This window comes from Burkholderia thailandensis E264, from assembly GCF_000012365.1.
Lineage (GTDB): Bacteria > Pseudomonadota > Gammaproteobacteria > Burkholderiales > Burkholderiaceae > Burkholderia > Burkholderia thailandensis.
In genome coordinates this window covers 1855827-1878475 of sequence record NC_007650.1, presented here as the reverse complement: position 1 = coordinate 1878475, position 22649 = coordinate 1855827, and the positions used below count along the sequence as shown (strand labels likewise).

Annotated in this window: 17 protein-coding genes and 1 pseudogene; 12 read left to right on the top strand and 6 right to left on the bottom strand. The window is 68.8% G+C overall.

Annotated features, from left to right (window positions below):
* The first annotated feature begins 99 nt into the window (after window positions 1–99).
* From BTH_RS08165 to BTH_RS08155, 3 genes are all read left to right on the top strand, one after another.
* Entirely contained in the window at window positions 100–537 is a 438-nt protein-coding gene (locus BTH_RS08165) for a hotdog fold domain-containing protein (protein WP_009897508.1), read from the top strand.
* Between the two features lie 137 nt (window positions 538–674).
* The gene (locus tag BTH_RS08160; RefSeq protein ID WP_011401330.1) at window positions 675–1811 is read left to right on the top strand and encodes a branched-chain amino acid ABC transporter substrate-binding protein; all 1137 of its coding nucleotides are present in this window, start codon (window positions 675–677) and stop codon (window positions 1809–1811) included.
* A gap of 278 nt (window positions 1812–2089) precedes the next feature.
* Entirely contained in the window at window positions 2090–2710 is a 621-nt protein-coding gene (locus tag BTH_RS08155) for a PAQR family membrane homeostasis protein TrhA (protein WP_009897506.1), read from the top strand.
* A gap of 59 nt (window positions 2711–2769) precedes the next feature.
* Here BTH_RS08155 and BTH_RS08150 read toward each other — a convergent pair whose 3' ends face one another.
* Window positions 2770–3294: a hypothetical protein gene (locus tag BTH_RS08150; protein WP_009897504.1), complete on the bottom strand. Its 525-nt coding sequence runs from the start codon at window positions 3292–3294 to the stop codon at window positions 2770–2772.
* A 273-nt stretch (window positions 3295–3567) separates the two neighbouring features.
* Complete coding sequence (locus BTH_RS08145) at window positions 3568–4035, bottom strand: Lrp/AsnC family transcriptional regulator (protein WP_006027524.1); 468 nt, start codon at window positions 4033–4035, stop codon at window positions 3568–3570.
* Between the two features lie 333 nt (window positions 4036–4368).
* Here BTH_RS08145 and BTH_RS08140 point away from each other — a divergent pair, with 333 nt between their 5' ends.
* From BTH_RS08140 to BTH_RS08125, 4 genes and pseudogenes are all read left to right on the top strand, one after another.
* Complete coding sequence (locus tag BTH_RS08140) at window positions 4369–5754, top strand: amino acid permease (protein WP_009897502.1); 1386 nt, start codon at window positions 4369–4371, stop codon at window positions 5752–5754.
* Between the two features lie 31 nt (window positions 5755–5785).
* Window positions 5786–6988, top strand: a complete 1203-nt coding sequence (locus BTH_RS08135) for an amino acid aminotransferase (RefSeq protein ID WP_009897500.1) — start codon at window positions 5786–5788, stop codon at window positions 6986–6988.
* A gap of 66 nt (window positions 6989–7054) precedes the next feature.
* Window positions 7055–7444, top strand: coding sequence for a DUF488 domain-containing protein (locus BTH_RS08130; RefSeq protein WP_009897497.1), 390 nt, complete (start codon window positions 7055–7057; stop codon window positions 7442–7444).
* Window positions 7445–7446: 2 nt separating this feature from the next.
* Window positions 7447–7734: pseudogene (locus BTH_RS08125) on the top strand (GNAT family N-acetyltransferase); the annotation flags it as partial.
* 63 nt (window positions 7735–7797) lie between these two features.
* Here the strand turns inward: BTH_RS08125 and BTH_RS08120 are convergent.
* A complete protein-coding gene (locus BTH_RS08120; RefSeq protein ID WP_009897494.1) occupies window positions 7798–8448 on the bottom strand; it encodes a 2OG-Fe(II) oxygenase in 651 nt (216 codons plus the stop codon).
* 141 nt (window positions 8449–8589) lie between these two features.
* Window positions 8590–9903, bottom strand: a complete 1314-nt coding sequence (locus tag BTH_RS08115; protein ID WP_009897492.1) for a hypothetical protein — start codon at window positions 9901–9903, stop codon at window positions 8590–8592.
* A 243-nt stretch (window positions 9904–10146) separates the two neighbouring features.
* On the opposite strand from BTH_RS08115, the gene BTH_RS33360 reads away from it, so the two are divergent.
* The 5 genes from BTH_RS33360 (at window position 10147) to BTH_RS08095 (ending at window position 13628) form a co-directional block, all read left to right on the top strand.
* A complete protein-coding gene (locus tag BTH_RS33360; RefSeq protein ID WP_127446373.1) occupies window positions 10147–10326 on the top strand; it encodes a hypothetical protein in 180 nt (59 codons plus the stop codon).
* Between the two features lie 114 nt (window positions 10327–10440).
* Window positions 10441–10920, top strand: coding sequence for a hypothetical protein (locus tag BTH_RS08110; protein ID WP_009897490.1), 480 nt, complete (start codon window positions 10441–10443; stop codon window positions 10918–10920).
* A gap of 300 nt (window positions 10921–11220) precedes the next feature.
* Complete coding sequence (locus tag BTH_RS08105) at window positions 11221–12645, top strand: ATP-binding protein (protein ID WP_025369871.1); 1425 nt, start codon at window positions 11221–11223, stop codon at window positions 12643–12645.
* A gap of 10 nt (window positions 12646–12655) precedes the next feature.
* Window positions 12656–13024 carry a response regulator gene (locus tag BTH_RS08100; protein WP_009897486.1) on the top strand — a complete coding sequence of 123 codons (369 nt, stop codon included), beginning with the start codon at window positions 12656–12658 and terminating at the stop codon, window positions 13022–13024.
* Complete coding sequence (locus BTH_RS08095; protein ID WP_009897484.1) at window positions 13017–13628, top strand: chemotaxis protein CheC; 612 nt, start codon at window positions 13017–13019, stop codon at window positions 13626–13628. Before BTH_RS08100 ends, BTH_RS08095 begins: the two co-directional genes overlap by 8 nt.
* A gap of 281 nt (window positions 13629–13909) precedes the next feature.
* Here the strand turns inward: BTH_RS08095 and BTH_RS08090 are convergent, their stop codons facing one another.
* Both BTH_RS08090 and BTH_RS08085 read right to left on the bottom strand, forming a co-directional pair.
* On the bottom strand, window positions 13910–16444 hold the full coding sequence (locus tag BTH_RS08090; protein ID WP_009897478.1) for a transglycosylase domain-containing protein: 2535 nt from the start codon (window positions 16442–16444) through the stop codon (window positions 13910–13912).
* Window positions 16445–16451: 7 nt separating this feature from the next.
* A complete protein-coding gene (locus tag BTH_RS08085; protein WP_009897476.1) occupies window positions 16452–22604 on the bottom strand; it encodes an Ig-like domain-containing alpha-2-macroglobulin family protein in 6153 nt (2050 codons plus the stop codon).
* Window positions 22605–22649 lie beyond the last annotated feature (45 nt).

The following is a 22649-nucleotide window of genomic DNA, read 5'->3' as shown; positions in this document are numbered from 1 at the left end:
TAACAAGGGTCGCGCAATAGTACCTTGACGGACGCCGATCAAACAGAATAATCTTCTGCAACAGAATATTGTTCTGTTTCAGCCCAGTCAGGAGACGACATGAGTCAGGTTCTCGATATGTTCAACGCGGCCGGGTCCGCGCAATTCAGCAAGATGGTTTGCCAGATGGCGCCGTACTTCGGCACGATCGAGCCGGAGGTCGTCGGGCTGCAGCCGGGCCGCGCGGAGGCGAAAGTCGGCTTTCGGCGCGAAATCACCAATCACATCGGCACGGTTCACGCGATCGCGCTGTGCAACGCGGCCGAGCTGGTCGCGGGGCTGTTGACGCAGGTATCGATTCCGGACGGCATGCGCTGGATTCCGAGCGGCATGACGGTCGAGTATCTGGCGAAGGCGAAGACCGACGTGACGGCGGTGGCCGACGGCTCGGCCGTCGACTGGCGCAGCGAAGGCGAGAAGATCGTGCCGGTCGAGATTACCGATGCGCAAGGCCAGACCGTGTTCACCGCGCGGATCACGATGAACGTCAAGGCCTGAGCCCGCCCGCGCGGACCGGGCGCCGCCGCCGGCGAGCCCGCCCGCGCCCGCCTCGCGCGGCTCGCTGCAACGAATTTTGAACGGGTATCATCCGATCATATGATCTTCGCCCGTCCAACAAGGAGACTGCAGTGAAAATGAAAATCAACAGATTGTTGCCGATCAGCGCGGCCGCGATGGTGATGGCCGCGGCCTCGACGCATGCGCTGGCCGATCAGGTCGTGAAGATCGGCAGCGCCGAACCCTTGACGGGCGGCATCGCCCACCTCGGCAAGGACAACGAGAACGGCGCGCGCCTCGCGGTCGAGGAAATCAACGCGAAGGGACTCACGATCGGCGGCCAGAAGGTCACGCTCCAGCTCGACGCGCAGGACGACGCGGCCGACCCGCGCACCGCGACGCAGGTCGCGCAGAAGCTCGTCGACGGCAAGGTCGTCGCGGTCATCGGGCACCTGAACTCGGGCACGTCGATTCCCGCGTCGAAGATCTACAACGACGCGGGCATCCTGCAGATCTCGCCGTCGGCGACGAATCCGGCCTACACGCAGCAAGGCTTCAAGACGACCTACCGCGTCGTCGCGACCGACGCGCAGCAGGGCCCGGCGCTCGCGAACTACGCGAAGCAAAAGGGGATCAAGACGGTCGCCGTCGTCGACGATTCGACGGCCTACGGCCAGGGCCTCGCGAACGAGTTCGAGAAGAAGGCGAAGGCGCTCGGCCTGAAGGTGCTGTCGCACGACGCGACGAACGACAAGGCGGTCGATTTCCGCGCGATCCTGACGAAGATCAAGGGTACGAACCCGGACGCGATCATGTACGGCGGGATGGACGCCACCGGCGGCCCGTTCGCGAAGCAGGCGAAGCAGCTCGGCCTGCGCGCGAAGATCCTCTCGGGCGACGGCGTGTGCACCGAGCAGTTGCCCGCGCTTGCCGGCAATGCGGCCGACAACGTCGTGTGCTCGCAGGCGGGCGCGGCGCTCGAGAAGATGCCGGGCGGCGCGGCGTTCCAGGCGAAGTACGAGAAGCGCTTCAATCAGCCGATCCGCTTCGACGCGCCGTTCACGTACGACGCGGTGTACATCATCGTCGACGCGATGAAGCGCGCGAACTCGACGGACCCGGCGAAGATTCTCGCGGTGATGCCGAAGACGCACTACACGGGCGTGATCGGCACGACGGTCTTCGATTCGAAGGGCGACCTGCAACACGGCGTGATTTCGCTGTACGACTACAAGGGCGGCAAGAAGACCTTCCTCGATCAGGTGACGATGTAAGCCGCGGCGGCGTTCGCCGCCGGCTGGCCGATCGTGACAAGCGGGCGGGCGCCGGGCGGCGTCCGCCCGTTTTTCGTTCGGCGCGACCGGCCGCGAAGGTTGCGCCGCCGAGACGAAGCCGTGTGGCGCGGCGCGCTCTCGGCGCGCGCCGCCGGCTTCGAGCCGCGTCGGCTTGATCCGGCGCCCGTCCGGCGCAGAAAAGCCGCCGCCGCTTTCTTCCCGGGACCGGTATCATCTGCATAATTTGTCTTGATGAAACCGTGCGGGAGAGTCGCGTCGTGCATGTCGGTGAGCGTTTCAACAGCATTTCCCATCTCGTCGGCGCGGTGCTGTCGGTGGCGGGCCTCGCCACGCTCGTGACGATGGGCGCGCTCGACGGCGACGCTTACAAGGTGGTGAGCTTCAGCGTGTACGGCGCGATGCTGTGCGTGCTTTACGCGATCTCGACGCTTTACCACAGCGTGCGTGGCCCGCGGCTGAAAGCCGTTCTGCAGAAATGCGATCACTCGGCGATCTACCTGCTGATCGCGGGCAGCTACACGCCGTTCACGCTCGTCACGCTGCGCGGGCCGTGGGGGTGGTCGCTGTTCGGCGTGAGCTGGGGGCTCGCCGCGTTCGGCATCGTGCAGGAGCTCACGCTCGGGCGGCGCACGCGCAGCGTGTCGATGGTGCTGTACGTGTTGATGGGCTGGCTCGCGCTCGTCGCGATCCGCCCGCTCGTCCACGCGCTGCCCGCGGCGGGGACGGCGTGGCTCGTGGCGGGCGGCGTCATCTACAGCGCCGGCATCTACTTCTTCATCAACGACGAGCGCATCCGCCACGGGCATGGCATCTGGCACCTGTTCGTGCTGGCGGGCAGCCTGTGCCAGTTCGTCAGCGTGGCGGGCTACGTCGCGTGACGCGCGGCGGCGGGCCGCGGCGCCGGTTCGTTCCGGTGCCGGGCGACGTCGCCGTGGGTTTAGCTGCCGTGCACGCCGATGACGTGCTCGTGCACGTTCCAGCCGCCTTCCTCCTGCGTTTTCAGCGGGCCGTTGCGGCCGAGCGATGCGTTGAGCGCCGCCGTCTGCGCGATGGCATGGCGCCCCACGTCCGCGAGCGTGCTCGCTGCCAGCCTGTTTTGCCAAATGGACGGGTCGCCCTTTCTCGCGGCTTCGGTTTCCATCTGGCATAGCTTGGTGACGTTATCGCTCGTGATCGGCTGCTCGCGCAATTCCTGCATCGCGGGATTGTGGTGAGCTGCGTCGACGAGCGCCGGCGACGCGCCGGTCGTGACGGAGAACGCGTGGGCCGCGAAATTCTGCAGCTCGCCGATGCTGCCTTTTTGCGCAAACGGCATCAGCCCTTCGAGCGCCCCGGTCGAGTTCCTGCGCTGCGTCGGTTGCGACGACGCCTTCGGCGTCGCGGCCGTGCTGGAGTTCGATTGAGTGGCCAGTATCGATGCGCTCGACGCCGCTTCGCTGCTTTTTGAAATCGTCCCGCCCATGATGTGCCCTCGATTGACCGTCGTCGCGGCGCGACCGATACGGTGCGGCAAGTATCGTCGAGCGGGCGCGGCGCGCATTGCGGCCGCCGAAGTCGTGTCGCGCAACGCGAACGGTCCCGCGCGCGTAAGTCGCGGCGAGTATTGTCGGCTTCCCGATCGGCCAGCTTCCCGATCGGCCGGTTGCGCGCGGCGGCGATCGCTTGGCGACGTTCGTCGCGCGCCGGCTGGGCCGCCGCGCGCGGGCGGGCCGCCCCGGACCGCCGTTTGCCGGCGCTACAGCGGCATCGCGCTCGTGCACTTGATCTCGTCGAGGCACACGCTCGAATGCACGCCGCTCACGCCGGGAATGCGCATCAATGTATCGAGCAGGAAAGTCGACAGGCCCTTCAGATCCGCGGCGACGACCTTCAGCACGTAGTCGATGTCGCCCGTGACCGAAAAACACTCCTGGATTTGCGCGAGCTCGGAGACGAGCTTCTGGAACGTCGACAGATCGCGGATGTGCCCGCGCTCCATCGTCACCTGGACGAACGCGGTGACGCCGAAACCGAGCGTGTCGGCGTCGAGCCGGGTTTCGTAGCGCTTGATGGCGCCGATCTCCTCCAGGCGCCGGTGGCGCCGCAGCGTCTGCGCGGGCGACAGCCCGACGGCCTTGGCCAGCTCCAGATTGGAGATGCGGCCGTTTTCCTGCAGGATCTCGAGCAGATGGCGATCGATGCGATCAAGAAGCGGTTCTTGCATTTTTGTTTCCTCGGCTGTCTCCTGCATGCAATTTTATCTCATAATGTAGGGTTTGCATGAAGGGCTTACGAAACCCCATTTCATCCTGCCGGCGATAAACTGAGCCCCGATTTTTTGCGCGAGATCAATAAAAAAATCGGAGCGCGCGGGCAGGCGCGGGGCGGCTGTGCTTTCCGCTCGACGCGAGGACGCCGCACGCCGCGCAGGAACTCGGCATCCCCAGCCCGGCCGCTCGCCGCGACACCCGCGCCGGCGGCCGGAAACAAGTACACGGCGCCCGGGGCGACCCGAAGGCGCGCCGCCTCCAAAAAGGGCGGATGAGACGGAGAAGACATGGTTTCAGATCAGGACAACGACAGCCTCAAGCGGGGGCTGAAGAATCGCCACATCCAGCTGATCGCGCTCGGCGGCGCGATCGGCACCGGGCTTTTCCTCGGCATTGCCCAGACGATTCAGATGGCGGGGCCGTCGGTGCTGCTCGGCTATGCGATCGCCGGCGTCGTCGCGTTCTTCATCATGCGGCAGTTGGGGGAGATGGTCGTCGACGAGCCCGTCGCCGGCTCGTTCAGCTATTTCGCGAACAAATACTGCGGGCACTTCACGGGCTTTCTGTCAGGCTGGAACTACTGGGTGCTGTACGTGCTCGTCAGCATGGCCGAGCTGTCCGCGGTCGGCATCTACGTACAGTACTGGTGGCCGGGCGTGCCGACCTGGATCTCCGCGCTCGTGTTCTTCGTCGCGATCAACGCGGTCAATCTCGCGAGCGTCAAGTCGTACGGCGAGACCGAGTTCTGGTTCTCGATCATCAAGGTCGCCGCGATCGTCGGGATGATCGGCTTCGGCGGCTACCTGCTGCTGTCGGGGCACGCGGGCCCCGATGCCGGCGTCGCGAACCTGTGGCGGCACGGCGGCTTCTTCCCGAACGGCATCGGCGGCCTCGCGATGGCGATGGCGGTCATCATGTTCTCGTTCGGCGGCCTCGAGCTCGTCGGCATCACGGCCGCGGAGGCGGACGACCCGTCACACAGCATCCCGCGCGCGACGAACCAGGTGATCTACCGGATTCTGATTTTCTACATCGGCGCGCTTGGCGTGCTGCTGTCGCTGTATCCGTGGCAGAAGGTCGTGACGGGCGGCAGTCCGTTCGTGCTGATCTTCCATGCGCTGTCGAGCGACGTCGCCGCGAACGTGCTGAACGTCGTCGTGCTGACGGCCGCGCTGTCCGTCTACAACAGCTGCGTGTACTGCAACAGCCGGATGCTGTACGGCCTCGCGCAGCAGGGCAACGCGCCGCGGGCGCTCGCGCGCGTGAGCCGGCGCGGCATTCCGATCGCCGCGCTCGGCGTGTCGGCGTTCGCGACCGCGCTGTGCGTCGTGATCAATTATTTCATGCCGGGCAAGGCGTTCGAGCTGTTGATGGGGCTCGTCGTATCGGCGATCATCATCAACTGGGCAATGATCAGCGTGATTCATCTGCGGTTTCGTCAGGCGAAACGCGCGTCGGGCGAGACGACGCGCTTCAAGAGTCTCGGCTACCCGCTGACGAACTATCTCTGTCTCGTCTTCATGGCGGCCATCCTCGTCGTCATGTTCCGCACGCCGGATCTGCGGCTGTCCGTCTACCTGATCCCCGTGTGGCTCGTCGTGCTCGCGCTCGGCTACCGTTTCCGCCAGCGCGGCGCCGGCTATGCGCTCGGCGAAGGCGTGTCGGCCCGTTGATCCCGATTTATCTCCACCTGTAGAAACCGCCATGTTTGAACATATCGATGCATACCCCGGCGATCCGATTCTCACGCTGAACGAGAACTTCCAGCAGGACCCGCGCACACGCAAGGTCAACCTGAGCATCGGCATCTATTTCGACGACGACGGCAGGATTCCGGTGATGGGCGCCGTGCGCGAGGCCGAGGCCGTCGTGCAGCGCGAATCCGGCCCGAAGCCGTATTTGCCGATGACGGGGCTCGCGGCGTATCGCGACGCGGTGCAGGCGGTCGTGTTCGGCGAGAACAGCGACGCGCGCGCGGCCGGACGCATCGCGACGGTTCAGACGCTCGGCGGTTCGGGCGCGCTGAAGGTCGGCGCGGATTTCATCAAGCGCTATTTCCCGCACGCGCAGGTGTGGATCAGCGATCCGAGCTGGGAGAACCACCGGTTCATCTTCGAGCGCGCGGGCTTCACGGTCAACACGTACCCGTACTACGACGAGGCGACGGGCGGCCTGAAGTTCGACGCGATGCTGGCCGCGATCGACGCGCTGCCGAAAAGGAGCGTCGTGCTGCTGCATGCGTGCTGCCACAACCCGACGGGCGTCGATCTCGACGACGCGCAGTGGCTCAAGCTGATCGACGTGCTGCAGGCGCGCGAGTTGCTGCCGTTCGTCGACATGGCGTATCAGGGCTTCGGCGCGGGGCTCGCGGCCGACGCGTTCGCGATCCGCGAGCTGGCGCGCCGCGGGATGCCGGCGTTCGTCGCGAACTCGTTCTCGAAGAATTTCTCGCTGTACGGCGAGCGCGTCGGCGCGCTGTCGGTGATCTGCGAGGACGCGGCGGCCGCCGCGCGCGTGCTCGGCCAGCTCGCGGGCGCGGTGCGCTCGAACTACAGCAACCCGCCGACGTACGGCGCGAAGATCGTCGCGCAAGTGCTGACGACGCCCGCGCTGCGCGCGCAATGGGAAGAAGAGCTCGCGGCGATGTGCCGGCGCATCGCGAAGATGCGCGGCGCGATCCACGATGGCCTGCGCGCGCACGTGCAGGGCGAGGCGCTGTCGCGCTACGTGAAGCAGCGCGGGATGTTCACGTACACGGGGCTCACCGAGGCGCAGGTCGAGTGCCTGCGCGAGCAGCACGGCGTTTATGTGCTGCGCTCGGGCCGCATGTGCGTGGCCGGCCTGAACGAGGCGAACGTCGGGATCGTCGCGGAAGCGATCGGCGCTGTGATCGCGAGCGGCGTCTGAGGCGTGCATCGTGCGCGTCGGGCGGTTGGCGCGCCGCGCGCCGGCCGCTCTGAACAGGAGTCCAGCATGAGCATCAGCATCGTGCGGCTCGGCACGCCGCGTGCCGACGACGAGGGCGTGCGGATCGGCACCGTGCGCCGTCCGCCGCGAGGCGTGCCGAAAGACGAGTTCGCGTCGCGCGACTATTACGATGTCTGGCTGCCGACGCTTTCGCCGAGCCCCGAGCTCGTCGCCGAAGCGCAGGCGGCGGAATCCGACGCCGAATGGAAGGCGTTCGCGCGCAAGTTTCGCGCGGAGATGAAACACGGCGACGCGAGCAAGGTGCTCGACGTGCTCGCCGTGTTGTCGACGACGTCGAACTTCGCGATCGGCTGCTATTGCGAGAACGAAGCCCGCTGCCATCGCAGCGTCCTGCGCGAGCTGCTCGAGGAGCGGGGCGCATCGATCCGGTCGTGACGGGCGGCGCGCTCGCCCCGGCCGCGTGGGGGCAGGGCATCGCGCGCGAGGCGTTGCAAGCGGTGCTCGATTGGGCACACGCGCATCTGGCGGCGCGGCGCACCGCTTGCCTGATCGGCCCGGACAATCGTTGCTCGATCCAGCTGGCCGCGGAGTTCGGCTATCGGGAAGCCGCCGTCGCCGAATACGAGGGCGAGCCGATGCGGGTCTTCGAGCGGCCGGCCGCCGGCCCGCGGAGCCCGAGCGATCGGCCGGCGGCCGTCGTTACCGGCCGGCTCGCGCGCAGGTAGCCGACCGCCGAGCGGCGAGCCGGTCGATCCCTCACGATCGTTGCCGGCTCGCCGCTCGGGCGCTCAATTCGCGCGCCGGTTGACGCCGTTGTGCCGCGCGTAGAAGTAGACGAGCGACGTGCGTTCGTTCGCGCGCACCGACCTGACTTCGTGCCGATGCATGCAGCTCGTGACGATGACCGTGCCGTACGTCGGCGCGAACACGTTCGGCAACCGGCCTTCCGGATGGACGACGAATTCGCCGCCGTCGAATTCGCGGCCCAACTGGATGACGACGGAGAATTCGTAGTCCGGATTGCTCGCGGCGTCGAGGTGCAGGCCGATGAACGAATCCTTCAGCATCCGGTTGATCTGGCATCGTCGAATGAAATACTCGGCGTTCGCGCCGAACATGTCGCCGAAAAATCGGGTTCGCCGGGCGTCGGTCAGCAGCGCCAGTATCGGCTCGGAGTGCGGCCGGTTGACGAGCTGCGGCCGTTCGCCCGCACGGTCCACCATGATGCGGCGGACATAGATGTCGTGCGTGTCGCCGGCGTCGCCGGCGGTCACGGGCTCTTCGGGCAGCCGGGCCTGCAGCGCGTCGATGTGCGCCAGTTCGTGCGCGTCGAAAGCCACATAGGCGGGAAGCATCACGGTGCCCACTTCCCTCAATTGCGCGGCGTAGTCCGCCGCGCTTCCCTCGTTGCAGCGGAAATGCCGTTCGATCGTTTCCATGCGCTTCTCCCGATTGCTTTCGTCCGAGATCCGATATGCAAAAATCGCTTCGATATCCTATGAAGCGCGCCGCCGCGCAATGCTCGAACGCATCGCGCGTTCGAGCGGCGCATGCGCGGAGCCGGCGCGCGCGCCGCTGCGTCAGCCGTCGATCGCGGCGAGCACGGCCGCTTTCTCCGCTTCGGTGACGACGGCCGCCCAGTGAACCCCGGCCCCGCTGCCCGCATTCACCACGCTCGAAAAGCGATTCGCGCGCAGTACCATGCCGCTCGCGTCGTCGCGATGCAGATACATTCCCAGCACGGGCTTGTGTTCGGCCGCGACGAAGGTTTCGTCGAACGGATGGCGCATCGTCGCCACTTCGCGGAACGCCTGGCAAATCCAGTTGGTCAGGCCTTGCCGGCGCAGCCGTTCGGCGAGCGCGCCGGTCGAATGATCTTTGCCGATCAGCACGTCGACGCCGCCGTAGGACACGTTCAGCTTGAATACCCAATCGTCCTTGCGGGCCAACGCATCGGCGAGCGTGCTTTCGTCGAGACGGAACGTATGCGGAACATGGTTCCTGATCGCGGCGATCTCGCCTTCGTCGAGGAGCGGATGAAAACGCTCGTCGCACAGCAGCGCGAGCCACGCCTTGTTCATCAGCAGCTCGGCTTCCAGTCCGTTCGAAAACTGGGCGCCGCTGCGGTGAATGGCGTCGAACAGATCGATGTTCACCGTCATGTCGTCATAGACGAAATTCCGGTGAATCAGGATGCCTTTCCCTTTGCCGACGCCCAGCCACTTCGACGGATAAGTCAATTCGGTGTGAACGTCGACGGGCACGCCGTTCGCGATGCCCGCGAGATATCGGCGGGCGAGCTCGGGCGACGCATAGCCGCGGGCGGCGTGCGAGCTCCAGTCGAGCAGCACGATTCGATCGATTTCCATCGATCGGAGCGTGTCTTCGTAGAGCGTGCGCAGATTCGCGTACGGCGAGCCGCCGCGCCCGCACGCCGGCCAGCGCGACGTTTGCATGAAGCGGCGATAGCAGTCGTACAACTCGGCGCCACCGACCGCCGCCGAGAAATTCAGCTCGCAAACCGCATAGCCGTCCGGCAAGGGCAGGATGTCGACGCGGGCGACCCGGCGGCGGCCCGCCTCCAGTTCGTCCCAGTCGACATAGCGCGCGAGCGCGTCGTTCAGCGAGAACCGCGCGAGCATGTCGGCCCGCGACTCGTGCCGGCACAGATGGCGCACGATCTTGTTCTGGGCGGACAGCAGGTCGCGCGCGAGCCGGGCGAGCCTCTCGAAGTCGTCGGCGGGAAACAGGAGCGGATGGGGCAGCAACCTGAATGCCGCCGCGCCGATCTCGTCGAGCAGCGCCTGCACCTGGCGACCGGCCCCGTTTTTCGCCATCTTGTGTTTGTTTCGGGCAAACACATCAACGACGTCTTTGTTGAACGATTTGAACATGATCGCTTTATCGATCGAATGTGTTTTTCGATATGTCGACGAAAATTAGCGTTCGATTATTGATTGTCGATGGTCAACGAAAGCGTGCATTCTGTCGCGGAGGACGCGTGTCGTCATGCTGCCATATTTTTATGGATTCATGCGCGGTTTCGGTTTCCGCTGAAATCGAGGCGATGATGTTTTCGAATGAGGGGATATCGGACCGCGGCGGGCGTGTGCAAAAGTGCGGCGATGGAAGGCATCATGCACATTTCGAAGCTGCTGGGGCGATTGCCGAGCGGGTATTCCGGTTGGCGAAATTCCGCCGTGCAGGGCGCATACGGCGATCGGGGATGGGAGATTTCGCCGCCTAATATCGATTGGCCGGGCGGTGCGATCGAAGCCGGATGGAATGGTGAAACTATTATCAAAATAATTTTTTAATTGAAAAAATTGGATGGTTTGGAAAGAGTGCGTCATTAAAATGACCGGCGCGCTGGTGTGAACATAAAAAGCGCGAAGTCGCTTGATTCGAACAAGCCATCAAAGGAGATAAACATGAAACGCAGTCGCAGCATGCTCCGCCTTTTCTTCGCGGCCGCCGCCGCGTTGTGCGTCCAGTCGGGAGCCGTGCGCGCGCAGTCGCTGCCCGGCATTCCCGATCCCGCGGCGGTGGGGCTCACGCCGGGAATCGGGCAGAACGGCGCGCCGACGGTGTCGGCCTGTTTCTATAACTACCGGACGAAAGTCATCGCCGGCTTTCCAACCCAGATCGCTTCCGGCTGGATCATCACGAATCAGCGCAACAACCCGGATTGCATTCCGCCGGGCGGGCTGCCGGGCCCCAATTGGCAGGAAATGACCTATTTCCGCGACATGCCGTTGGGGTCGTCCATTTCCGCATGCTGGAGTTTTTCGTGGCCGTCGAACTGGCAGCCGGTCGGATATTCGTCCGATCCGTCGAAGTGCGGCTATTATCCGGGCGGCCAGATCCCCGGCGCGCAGCCCAATGTCGCGTTTCTGAAACGGGTTCAGTGACGTTCGGCGCGCCGACGCGCCGAACGTCACGCGCGATCGGCGCTGGTCGAGGCGGTGACGCGTCGCGTCTTCCGTGCGCCGATGGATGGGCGAGGCGGCCGCGGGCGTTGCGGCGTCGTACGGCGGGCCCGCCCGCCGGGGCACGGCGCGCCGCGCCGCCGATTCGGGCAGGGATTCCACGGATGGGGCCGCCGCGCGCCTCGGCCGTAATCCGGATTGTTGGAAGCGGTTCTCCGTTTCGCGCGATGCGCGCGGCGCCGGCCGTTTCTCGACCGATTCCGCACGAACCGAAGCCGCGCCATGTCTGAATCCACCGGTATGCAGATGTCCGAAGCGATCGTCGAGCAGCTCAACTGCGGCGTGTTCTCGGTCGGTCGCGACATGCGCATCCTCGCGTGGAACGGCTTCATGCAGTACCACACGGGCCGCTCGCGCGACGACGCGATCGGCCAGGACCTGTTCGGGCTCTTTCCCGAGCTGCCGGCGCGCTGGCTGCGCAAGAAGCTCGAGAGCGTGTTCGTGCTCGGCGTCGCGATGTACACGTCATGGGAGCATCGGCCCTATTTGTTCCGCTTCGACCATTCGCGGCCGATCACCGGCACGATCGACGCGATGCGGCAGAACTGCAGCTTCGTGCCGCTCGACGACGGGCGCGGCGGCGTTGTCGCGGTGGGCGTGACGATCGTCGACGCGACCGACGTCTGCATCGCGCACGAAGCGCTGCAAAACCGCGAGAAGCGGCTGACCGAAGCGCTCGCCGAGCTGACCGCGCGCCACGCGGAGCTGTCGGACCTGAACCGCGAGCTCGCGCACGCGCATCAGCAACTGCTACAGTCGGAGAAGCTCGCCGCGATCGGCCAGCTCGCCGCCGGCATCGCGCACGAGATCAACAATCCGGTCGGGTTCGTGCTGTCGAACGTGAACACGCTCGGCGGTTATCTCGCCGCGCTGATCGCGCATGCGCACGCGGTCGGGCGGCTCGTCGCCGAGCGGCAGCCGCAGCTCGCGCCGTCGCTCGCCGAGCTCGCGCGGGAGGCGGATCTCGACTATCTGTGCGAGGACGCGCCGGCGCTCGTCGACGAATCGAAGGAAGGGCTCGCGCGCGTGCGCAAGATCGTCGTCGATCTGCGCGATTTTTCCCGAGTCGACAGCGTGCATCAGTGGGAATGGGTCGACATCCATCACTGCATCGAATCGACGCTGAACATCGTGCGCAACGAGGTGAAATACGCGGCCGATCTCGTGCGCGAGTACGCGCCGCTGCCGATGGTTCGCTGCATTCCGTCGCAGGTCAATCAGGTCGTGCTGAACCTCGTCGTGAACGCCGCGCAGTCGTATGCGAGCATGCGCGCGGACGGCGGCCATGGCGGCCACGGCGACGCGCCGCGCGGCACGATCACGATCCGTACGGGCGTGGACGCGGACGAAGCCGCGCGGATCTGGTTCGAGGTCGTCGATGCGGGTTGCGGGATCGCGCCCGAGAACCTCAAGCGGATCTTCGATCCGTTCTTCACGACGAAGCCGGTCGGCAAGGGCACGGGGCTCGGGCTGTCGGTCGCCTACGGCATCGTCAGCGCGCATGGCGGCGAGATCGCGGTGTCGAGCGCGCCCGGCGCGGGCACGACGTTTCGCGTGACGCTGCCTGTCGAGCAGGCTGGCGCGCAGCGGCCCGACGCGGCACCGGGTTCCCATTCGACGCCGGCCGCATCCGGCATCGCTCGCTGAGGAGGACATCATGGCATTGCCCGTGCTGGTGGTCGACGATTCGACGTTGGCCCGCAAGCTGTTGATCAAGTCGCTGCCGCCCGACTGGGACGTGGAGATCACGCAGGCGTCGAACGGCGAGGAGGCGTTGTCGCACTATCGCGCGGGCAAGGGGGCCGTGATCTTTCTCGACCTGACGATGCCGGTGATGGACGGCTTTCAGGTGCTCGAGCGCATCCGCGAGGACGGACTCGACGCGTTCGTGATCGTCGTGTCGGCCGACATCCAGGCGGGCGCCGTCGAGCGCGTGATGGCGTTCGGCGCGATCGGCTTCGTCGCGAAGCCGGTGAGCACGGAGCGGATCGTGCCGATCCTCAAGGGGTATGGCCTCTATGAATGACATCGCGCTGACCGAAGAGCATCGCGACGCTCTTCAGGAGATCTCGAACATCGGCATGGGCCGCGCGGGCGCCGCGCTCGCGAAGCTGCTCGGCGCGTTCGTCACGCTTTCGGTGCCCGACATCAAGCTTGTCAGCGCGCGTGAACTGCTCGACGAACTGCAGCGCTGCGAGCGGCGCGCGGACATGCCGCGGCCGGTGCGGCAGTCGTTCCAGTCCGACATCTGCGGCGAGGCGCTCGTGCTGTTCGGCGGCGACGGGCGGCGCGAGCTGAAGGAGCTGATGGGCTACGACGACGCGACGGACGACATCGAGGACGAGGTGCTCTCCGACATCGCGAGCCTGCTCGTCGGCGCGTGCGTGCACAGCGTGTTCGAGCAGCTCGACCGGCGGCTCACGTTCCTGCGCCCGACGTTCGTGCCGCCCGGCTCGCTCGCGACGGCGCTCGGCGACGAGCGTCTCGGCCGCTGGGATGTCGCGCTGTTGCTCGAAGTGCATTTCACGCTCGAGCACGGCGGCTTTGTCGCGAAGCTCGTGATGCTGCTGCCGGACGCGGCGATCCACAAGATGAAGGCGGCGCTCGAGCAGTTTCTCGATGCGCTGTGAACGGGGGCCGCTTCGGCCGGCACGCGCATGACCGCGACTGCCGGATGCGCGACGCGCAGCGTCGGCGCGTCGGCGGCGAATGCCGGGCGTGTTCGCGGCCGCCGCGCTGTTGCCGGCGCGACAACTGGCGGCCTCGCGCATGCCCGCAATCGGCGTCAATCGGCGTCGCCCGGATGGAGCGCGTTCGCGGTCGCGGCACGAGTCGGCGCGAAGCGCCGCGCGGGCTCGATGACGCGCGCCGCTCGCGGTGCGAGCAAAGCGCCGCTGGCGCCCAGTTCGCGTCACCGCCCCGAATTCGCCGCCGTCCTCGCGAACGCGCCGCGCACCTCGAAGCCGACCGTGTCCGCGACGTTGCCGCGCGCGTCGACGAGTTCGAGCCGGTGCGTTCCCGGCCACGGCATCCACGCGAGCCTGTCGCCGTGTCCGATCACCTTGCCGTCGAGCCGCCACGAGCTGCGCTCCGCATGGCCCGGCGCGCGCTCGAACCGGATCCGCTGATGCTTCGGCGGAATGTCCGGATCGATCGCGAAGATCGTGCCGTCGGTGGGCGCGCCGATCGCAAGCGGCCCGCCGGTGCCGGCTGTCGCGGGCGCGGCGAGCCGCACCGTGTCGAGCGCGGTGCCGGCGACGAACCACTCGGGGCGCGCGGGCTCGACGCCGCGCTCGAACGCGACGCGGCGCTGCTCGACGCCCGCGGGCGGGCGCGGCGCGCGGCTCGCGAGATCGCGGTGCAGGTAGCCGACGATCGCGGCCCACACGGGCGCCGCGCCCGTGACGCCGGACACGTCCCACATCGGCGAGCCGTCCGCGTTGCCGACCCACACGCCGACCGTGTAGCGCGACGTGTAGCCGAGCGCCCAGTTGTCGCGCATGTCCTTGCTGGTGCCCGTCTTGACCGCGGAGAAGAAGCGCGTCGCGAGCGGGCTGTCGAAGCCGAACGTGCGTACGCGCGCGTTGTTGTCGGCGAGGATGTCGGTGACGATGTAGGCCGCGGCTTCGCTGAATACGCGCGTGCCGGCCGCGGCGCGCGCGGGCCGCGCCGTCTGTCTGGAGCCCGCCGACTTCGAAGCGGCCGCCGTGGAAACCGCTCGCGCGGAAGCCGCGGGCGTGGCGATCTTCGATTTCGAAACGCCCGAAGGGACGCGCGGCGGCGCGAACGCATCGTTTCCGCTGTCGCCCGGCATGTCGCGCGTCGCGCGCGCGACGCCGCCGTTCGCGAGCGCGCGATACGCGTTCGCGAGCGACAGCAGCGTGACGTCGGCGCTGCCGAGCGCGAGGCTGAAGCCGTAGTAGTCGCCTTCTTCGGCGAGCGGCAGCCCGAGCGCCGTCAGCGTGCGCGCGAAGCGGTGCGGGCTCACGAGCACGAGCGTGCGCACGGCGGGCACGTTCAGCGATCCGCCGAGCGCGGTGCGCACGCTGACCCAGCCCTTGAAGTGCCTGTCGTAGTTTTGCGGAATGTACAGGCCGCCGCCCGTGGCGAGGTTGATCGGCGCGTCGTCGAGCAGCGACGCGGCGGTCAGCCGCCGCTCGTCGATCGCCTGCGCGTACAGAAACGGCTTGAGCGTCGAGCCGGCCTGGCGCGGCGCGAGCACCGCGTCGACGTCGCGCGCGGCCGACAGCGCGCCCGACGAGCCCACCCAGGCGCGGATCTCGCCCGTCGCGTTGTCGATCACGACGAGCGCGCCGTCCTGCACGTTGCGCCGATGGGCGGGCGCGTTCAGCTCGGCGAGTGCGCGCGTGAGCGTGTCGCGCGCGAAGCGCTGCAGCGGCGCGTCGAGCGTCGAGCGCACGCGCGCGCCCGCGCCGGGCTTCGCCTCGGCCGCGACGCGCCGCGCGAAGTGCGGCGCGAGCGCTTCGCCGTCGTCGCGCATGGCATTCGGCGGGGCGGACGTGACGAAGCGCACGTAGCCGTCGAGCGCTTCGCACGGCTGCGCCGCGCGCATGTCGCGCAGGATTCGGCACGCGCGCTCGGCGACCTTCGCGGCGGACGCGTTCGGCGCGCGCACGAGCGCGGCGGCGACGGCCGATTCGCGCACGTCGAGCCCCGACGGGGCCTTGCCGAACAGCGCGTGCGACATCGCGTCGAGCCCGACCGTCTCGCCGCGAAACGGCACGAGATTCAGATACGCCTCGAGGATCTGGTCCTTGCGCCAGCCGCGCTCGAGCCGCAGCGCGTCCATCGCCTGCACGGCCTTCTGCGGCAGCGAGCGCTGGCCCGAGCGGCGCGGCGTGTCGCTCAGCAGGCCGGCCAGTTGCATCGTCACCGTCGACGCGCCGCGCGTGCGCTCGTTCCACAGATTGCCCCACGCGGCGCCCGCGATGCCGCGCCAGTCGACGCCGCTGTGCGCGTAGAAGCGCTTGTCCTCCGATACGACGATCGCCTCGCGAAACGCGGGTGACACGTCGGCGAGCGCGACCCAGTCGCCGCGCCGCTCGGCGAGATCGACGCGCGTGCGCTGAAGCGGCGTGCCGTCGCGCGCGAGCAGCACCCAGTCGGAGCTGCGCCAGTCGCGGCGCACGTCGTCATAGGCCGGCAGCGCGTGCGCGGCGAGCGGCGCGGCGAGCATCGCGGCGGCGAGCGCGCGGCGCGCGGCCGTTCGCGCGCGCGGGAGCGCCGCGCGCCGCGGCGCGGCGCACGGGCGCGGATTCTGCCGGGCGCGCGGCCGAACGGGCGGCGCAAAGAGCAGGGGGCCGAGCGCGAGCGCCGTGAACGCCGAACCGAACGGCCACCCGGCCGGTCCGGCGAACGGCCAAACCCACTGCGGCACGGCCGCTTGCGCGACCCGCCGCGCGAGCGTCGACGCGAACCCGCTCATCGCCTGCTCACGGCTTGCCCGCGACGGCCGGCCTGACCGTCATCGGCGGGTTCGGCCACAGCCCGTACACGGACGGCGCGTAGAGCGCCTCGACGCGCGTCGGCGGCAGCCCGAACGTGCCGACGCTGTTCACGCGCACCGTGTACTCGACCGTGAGCTTGCCCTTCGGCAGATAGTCGTAGTACGCGCGATAGCCGTCGAAGTCGCGCTCGACGAACGCGGGCCACGCGCCGTCGGGCGACTTCTCGCCCTGCGTCGCGGCCTCGGAATCGCGGCCGAGGCCGGAGCCGAGGATCGTCGCGCCGGCCGGGATCGGATCGTTGACGACCACCCACGTCATGTCGCTGTGCGCGTCGATGTCGAGGCGCACGCGCAGCACGTCGCCGCGCGTGAGCGCGCCGCTGACCGCGGGCGACACCGGCGTGACCGTTTTCGAGATCCGGTAGCCGGCCGCGAACGGCGCGCGCAGCGGCACCGCGGCGAGGCTTTCGATCGTCGCCCACGGCCGCCCACTGCCTTCGTGCACGATCGACAACGTGCCCGGCGCGCGTGCGCCGCGCGGCCACGGCAGCGTCACGCCATGCGCGGCGGCGGCCCGCGTCGCGGCGCTCGGCGAAGGCGTGCCGCTCGACGGCGACGGCGCGCTCGATTTCGCGCCGGCCGGCTTCGCGGTCGCCGCAGCCGACGCGCCGGCCGTCCCCGCTGCGCCCGCGGTGCCCGTCGTGCTCATCGTGCCCGTCGTACCCGCCGGCTGCGTCCACGCGATCGAAAGCGCCTCGCCGCCGAGCGCGATCTTCGTCGCCCCGGCAACAGGCGCGCGCTCGTACGCGCGCGAGAAGCGCTCGACGGCGAGCAGGCCGAGCGCGTTCGCGGTCGTCGTCCGCCACGCCCCGTTCCTCTGCAGCGCGAGCAGGCCGGCCGCGACGCGCGGCATCTCGTCCTTCCAGCCCGCATCGCCGGCGAACTCGAGCGCGAGGCGCGCCGCGTTCGTCTCGTTGCTCGTCATCAGCCACCACAGGTCGTCGTCGCGCGCGCTGGAGAACACGAGCTGCGTGCCCTGGTAGGTCAGCCGCGCGCGCAGGATCTGCTCGGCCTGCGCGCGCTTCTCGTCGCGCTGCGCGATGTCCTGCACGCGCGTGAGGATCGCGTGATAGTCGAGCACGGCCGACGTCGGCCACTGGTTCGGCGCGATCTCGATCGAGCCGAGCATCCGGCCTTGCGCGGCGCCGTAGCGCGACAGCGCCTCGATCGCCGCGAGCTTGCGCAGGTCGCGATCCTGGCGCGGCGCCCACGTATCGCGCTCGATGCGCCCTTCGACGAAGCGCGCGAGCCCGGATTCGAGCTGCGTGCGCACGTCCTCGGGCAGCGCGAAGCGCGCGTCGGCGCGGCTTGCCTCGTCGGCGAGCACGAGCAGGTACGCGGACAGCGACGGGTTGCCGCCGTGCGCATCGTCGGACGACGGCGGGAAGTAGCTCGCGAGCCCGTCGCGATCGAGATAGACCGGCATCCGCGCGGCGAGCGCCTGCCATTGCGCCGGATCGCGCAGGCCGATCGCGCGGGACGCCTGCTGCTCGAGGCAGCGGTACGGATAGCGCTCGAACCAGCGGCGCACGCCGGGCAGCCCGTCGGCGAGCTGGGATTGCAGCGATACCGCGACGCCGCCGCGCGGCGCGCCGTGCGCGTCGAGCGTCGCGCCGGCGGGCGGCGCGACGGGCACGGTCAGCGTGCCGTCGACTTGCGCGAGCGTTGCCTGCTGGACCGTCACGGGCAGCGCCGGCACGACCTTCTGCGCGACGGCGAGCGCGTCGGCCGCGCGCTTGCCGCCTTGTTCGGCCGCCTCGATGCGCCAGTTCAGCGCGCCCGCCGCCGCGCCGCCGCCCATCGACGCTTCGGGCACCGTGACCGTCCACGCGATTTCGCGCGCGGAATCGGGCGCGAGCGACACCTGTTGCGGCGCGACGTCGACGCCCGGCACGCGCGGCGTCACGACGACATCCATCTTGCGCTCGGTCGTGTTGCGCACCGTCACCTGCGCGCGGAATGCGTCGCCTTCGCGCAGGAGCGGCGGCAGGCCCGAGATCAGCTGCAGGTCCTGCGTGCTGCGGATCGTCGCGCTGCCGGTGCCGAAGCGGTCCGCGCCCGTCGCCGCGATCGCGACGATCCGAAAGCGCGTGAGCGCGTCGTTGAGCGGCACGTCGACGCTCGCGCCGCCGTTCGCGTCGAGCGCGACGCGCGGGTTCCACAGCAGCAGCGTGTCGAACAGCTCGCGGGTCGGCGCCGTCCCGCCGCCGCCGCCCGCGGGCACCGCCTTGCGCCCGAAGTGGCGGCGGCCGACGATCTCCATTTGCGCGGTGGCCGTCTCGACACCGTACGCGCGCCGCTGCAGCATTGCGTCGAGCAGGTCCCAGCTGCGGTTCGGCATCAGCTCGAGGAGCGCCTCGTCGACCGCGGCGAGCGCGATCTGCGTGCCGGCCGGCGCGGGCCTGCCGTCCGGCAGCGTGACCTTCACGCGCACGTGCGCGGTGCCGCGCACCGGATAGCGGGCCGCGTCGGTCGTCACCGCGACGCCGAGCCGGTGCGCGCCCGTGCCGACCTTGATTTCGCCGAGGCCATAGCGGAACGCGGGCTTCGACAGGTCGACGAGCGCGGTCGGCGCCTCGTAGCGGCGGCCTTCGCGCCAGAACGCGCGCGCCCATTCGAGCGGCGCCTTCCAGCCCCACGTGAAGAACGAGTACCAGGGCACCTCGCGCAGCCGCCCGCGCAGCGCGAGCACCGATACATAGACGTTCGGCCCCCACGTGTCGCGGACCTTCAGCTCGACGGTCGGATTCCTGCCGTTCAGCTCGACGACGTGCGTCTCCATCACGCCGCCGCGCTCAACGGCGACGAGCGCGCTCGCGTAGCGGAACGGCATGCGCACCTGGAAGCGGGCGGTCTCGCCCGGCTCGTACGCAGTCTTTTCGGGGATCACGTCGATCCGGTCGGTGTTCTCGCCGCCGAACCAGAGTTCGTCCTCGCGCGTGACCCATACCGACGTCGATGCGTTTGACGCGCGGCCGTCGCCATCCTTCGCGACTGCGATCAGTTGCACGTTGCCGGCCTGCGCAAGCGTCGCGTCGCACGACAGCCGGCCTTGCGCGTCGGTCTTGCCCGAGCACAGCACGCCGAGCTCGCGCGTGTCGCCGCGGTTGTCGTACGCATAGAAGCCGCCGACCATCCGCTTGCGCGACGACGTCGTCACGCGCGCGACGCCCCTGATCTCGACGGCCGCCGACGCGCGCGGCTTGCCCTGCAGATCGACGACGAGCGCCTGCACCGGCACGCGCTGGCCGACCGACACCCAGCGGCCCGCCTTGATGCCGGCGACGACCGCGGCCGGCCACAGCATCGCGTCGCCGCGGATCGTCTGCACTTCGCCGTTCGGATCGGCGAACGTCGCTTCGAGCGCGACGCGCTTCGGCGCGTCGACGGCGGGCAGGCCCTTGAGCGTCAGCGCGCCCGAGCCGGTGCGATCGAGCGTCAGCGCGATCTTGTCGGCGACGAGCTTCGTCGCGTCGGGATCGTTGCCGCGCGATGCGTTCTCGCCGTCCTGCGCATCGTCGTCGTCGGCCGTCGCGTCATCGGTTTCCGGGCGGTACGGCGCGAAGCCGAAGTCGGGGTAGCGCCCGGCGAACGGCGGCTCGGCGCCCTTCACGAGCGCCGACACCTGCACGGGCAGGTTCGACGCGCCGCCGCCCGACACATAATCGATCTGCGCCGCGAGCGGCGCGTCCTTCGCGCCGACGAGCGGGCTCGTCTTCGCGTCGCGCACGCCGATCGAGCCTTTGAAGACGGGCAGCCGGAACGCCTCGACGCGGAAGCTGCCGCCGTAGTAGCTCGCGCTCGGCGCGTCCTCGGGGCCGTCCTCGAGTTCGACGCCGTATTCGCCGAGCTTCGCCGCGGCGGGCAGCGCGAAGCGCGTGTCGGCGGTGTGATCGGCGGCCCACGAGAGCGGCACGCGATACGTCTGGCCGCTGCCGAGATGACGGATCGTCACGCGCGACGGATAGTGCGGCGGGAACGCGAGGCCGCGCAGCGTTTCCTCGCGCACGAAGTGCTTCATCGATACTGTCTCGCCCGCGCGAACGAGCGTGCGATCGAATACGGTATGCGCGCGCACGGTCGGCGTGCCGCTCATGTCGGTGGGCACGTCGAAGCGCCACGATTCGATGCCGCGGTTCCAGCTCGAGCGCACGAACGCCATGTCGGGGCCCGTCTTCGGATCGTCGACGCGGGCCGACACGAAATAGTCGCCGTCGCCCTTCGAATAATCGCATTCGCGCTTCGGCTCGAAGGGCGCGTCGATCGTGAGAAGCCCTTGCGCGTTCGTCCTGCCGGCCGCGATCTCGTCGCCGTTGCAGTCGGACACGCGCACCCGCGCGTTCGGCACGGGCTTGCCCGTATCGAGCGTCGTCACCCAGACGACGCTGTTTTCGCGGCCCTGCTTCAGATGCACCCCGAGATTCGTGACGAGGACCGCGGTGCGCACGTACATCTTCGCGGGCTTCGCGAGCAGCGAGCGGCCGAGCGCGGGCGACGCGAGCTCGAGCACGTGAAAGCCCGGCTTGTCGATCGGCACGCCGACGACCTCGAACGGGCGCAGCGCCTTCGGGTCGGCTTTCGGCAGCGCGAGGGTCTGCACGCCGGGCTCGCCCGCGAGCAGCGACAGCGAGCGGATGTCGATCTGCCGGTGCTGCGGCTTCGGCGCGCGCTCGCCTGCGGCGAGCGGCACGTAGACGGGATGCTGGCCGCGCGCGAGGAGGCCGGGGCGCAGCTTGTCGATCGATTCGACGGTCATCGCGCGGCCGTCGAAACGCTCGATGAGCCGCATCCAGCGGCGGATCTCGTTGTCGTTCTCGACCTTCAGGTTCGAGAACTGCGCGCCGCCCGCGTTCAGCCCCGCGATGTGAAGGTCCGCCTCGACGTTGCGCAGCGTGACGGGCACGAGCGCAGGCGAATCCGGCTCGGCGAAGCGCTCGACGATGCCGAACGTGCCCGACGAGAACTTCGCGAGCGGCGGCATCGGCGCGGTGCGCGTCGCGAGCGGGAACAGATCGGCGTTCGACAGCGTGCGGCCCGTCACGTCGCGCAGCGCCGGCGGCAGCTCGATCGTCAGCGCGGCCTGCGCGGGCAGCGGCGCGGCGAACTGGATGCGCGTGACTTCTTCGGAGCGGTCGTCGGGCTTGAAGAACGGCTCGAGCGCGCCGTCCGGGCCGCGCAGTCTGATCTTCTCGGCGTCCTTGCGCGCGAGCGGCGCGTTGAACGACAGCGTGAGCGGCCTGAGCGGCGTGCATGGCGCCTTCGCGTTCTCGCGCTCGCATGAGAAGCTCGCGGCGAACGGCGCGCGGACCGTGAAGTCGTAGCGCCGCTCGGTATCGTTCGCGATGCCGCTCGGGCTCGCGACGCCGCGGCCGTATACGAGCTGCATCTTCGCGCTCGCGGGCAGCGCCTGCGCGCACGCGAGCGTCAGCACGCGCGCGGCGTCTTTTTTCCAGTGGAAGTGATCGAGGAGCGCGGTGCGCGTCGGCGCGTCCGCGGCCGCGACCGGGATGCGGTTGCCGATGCCGGCCGCCTCGCACCAGATGTTCGCGAGCGCCGAGCGCTCGTCGGCCGGACCGTTCAGCTTGACGACGAACACCTGCCGCTCCTCGATCTCGCGCGCGCCCGGCCGCACCGACACCGGGAACGGGCCGCCCGTCTGGAATGCGAAGCGGCGCGGGCCCGTCACCGCGTTGCCGGCGACCGAGCGCAGCGTATCGTTGAGCGCGACCGTGCAGCGCACGCCGGGCGGCAAGTCGTTCTCGAAATCGTAGGCCCAGGTCTTGTCGTTGAGCCAGCGGCCGTGGCCGCGCGCGGCGGCGGGATCGGCGCACGCGACGCGCGCGGGGTCCGGCGCGGATGCCGAGCCGAACGCGACCATCGCCTCGTCGAACTTGACGACGGTCTGTCGCACTTCGGTGACGGTGCCTTGCGGCGACACGCTCGTCGTGCGCGCCGCGTCGGCCGGCGGCGACAGCGCGGCGGCCGCACCCAGCGCCGCGACGGCACCGGCGCGCGAGAGCAGCCGCAGAAGCGACGGATTCGGTTTGTTCGACGTGTTCCGCTTGTCGTCGTGCTTCATCGCTCGATTGCCCTCGGAGGGAAGCTTTCGGTTTGATTGCACGGA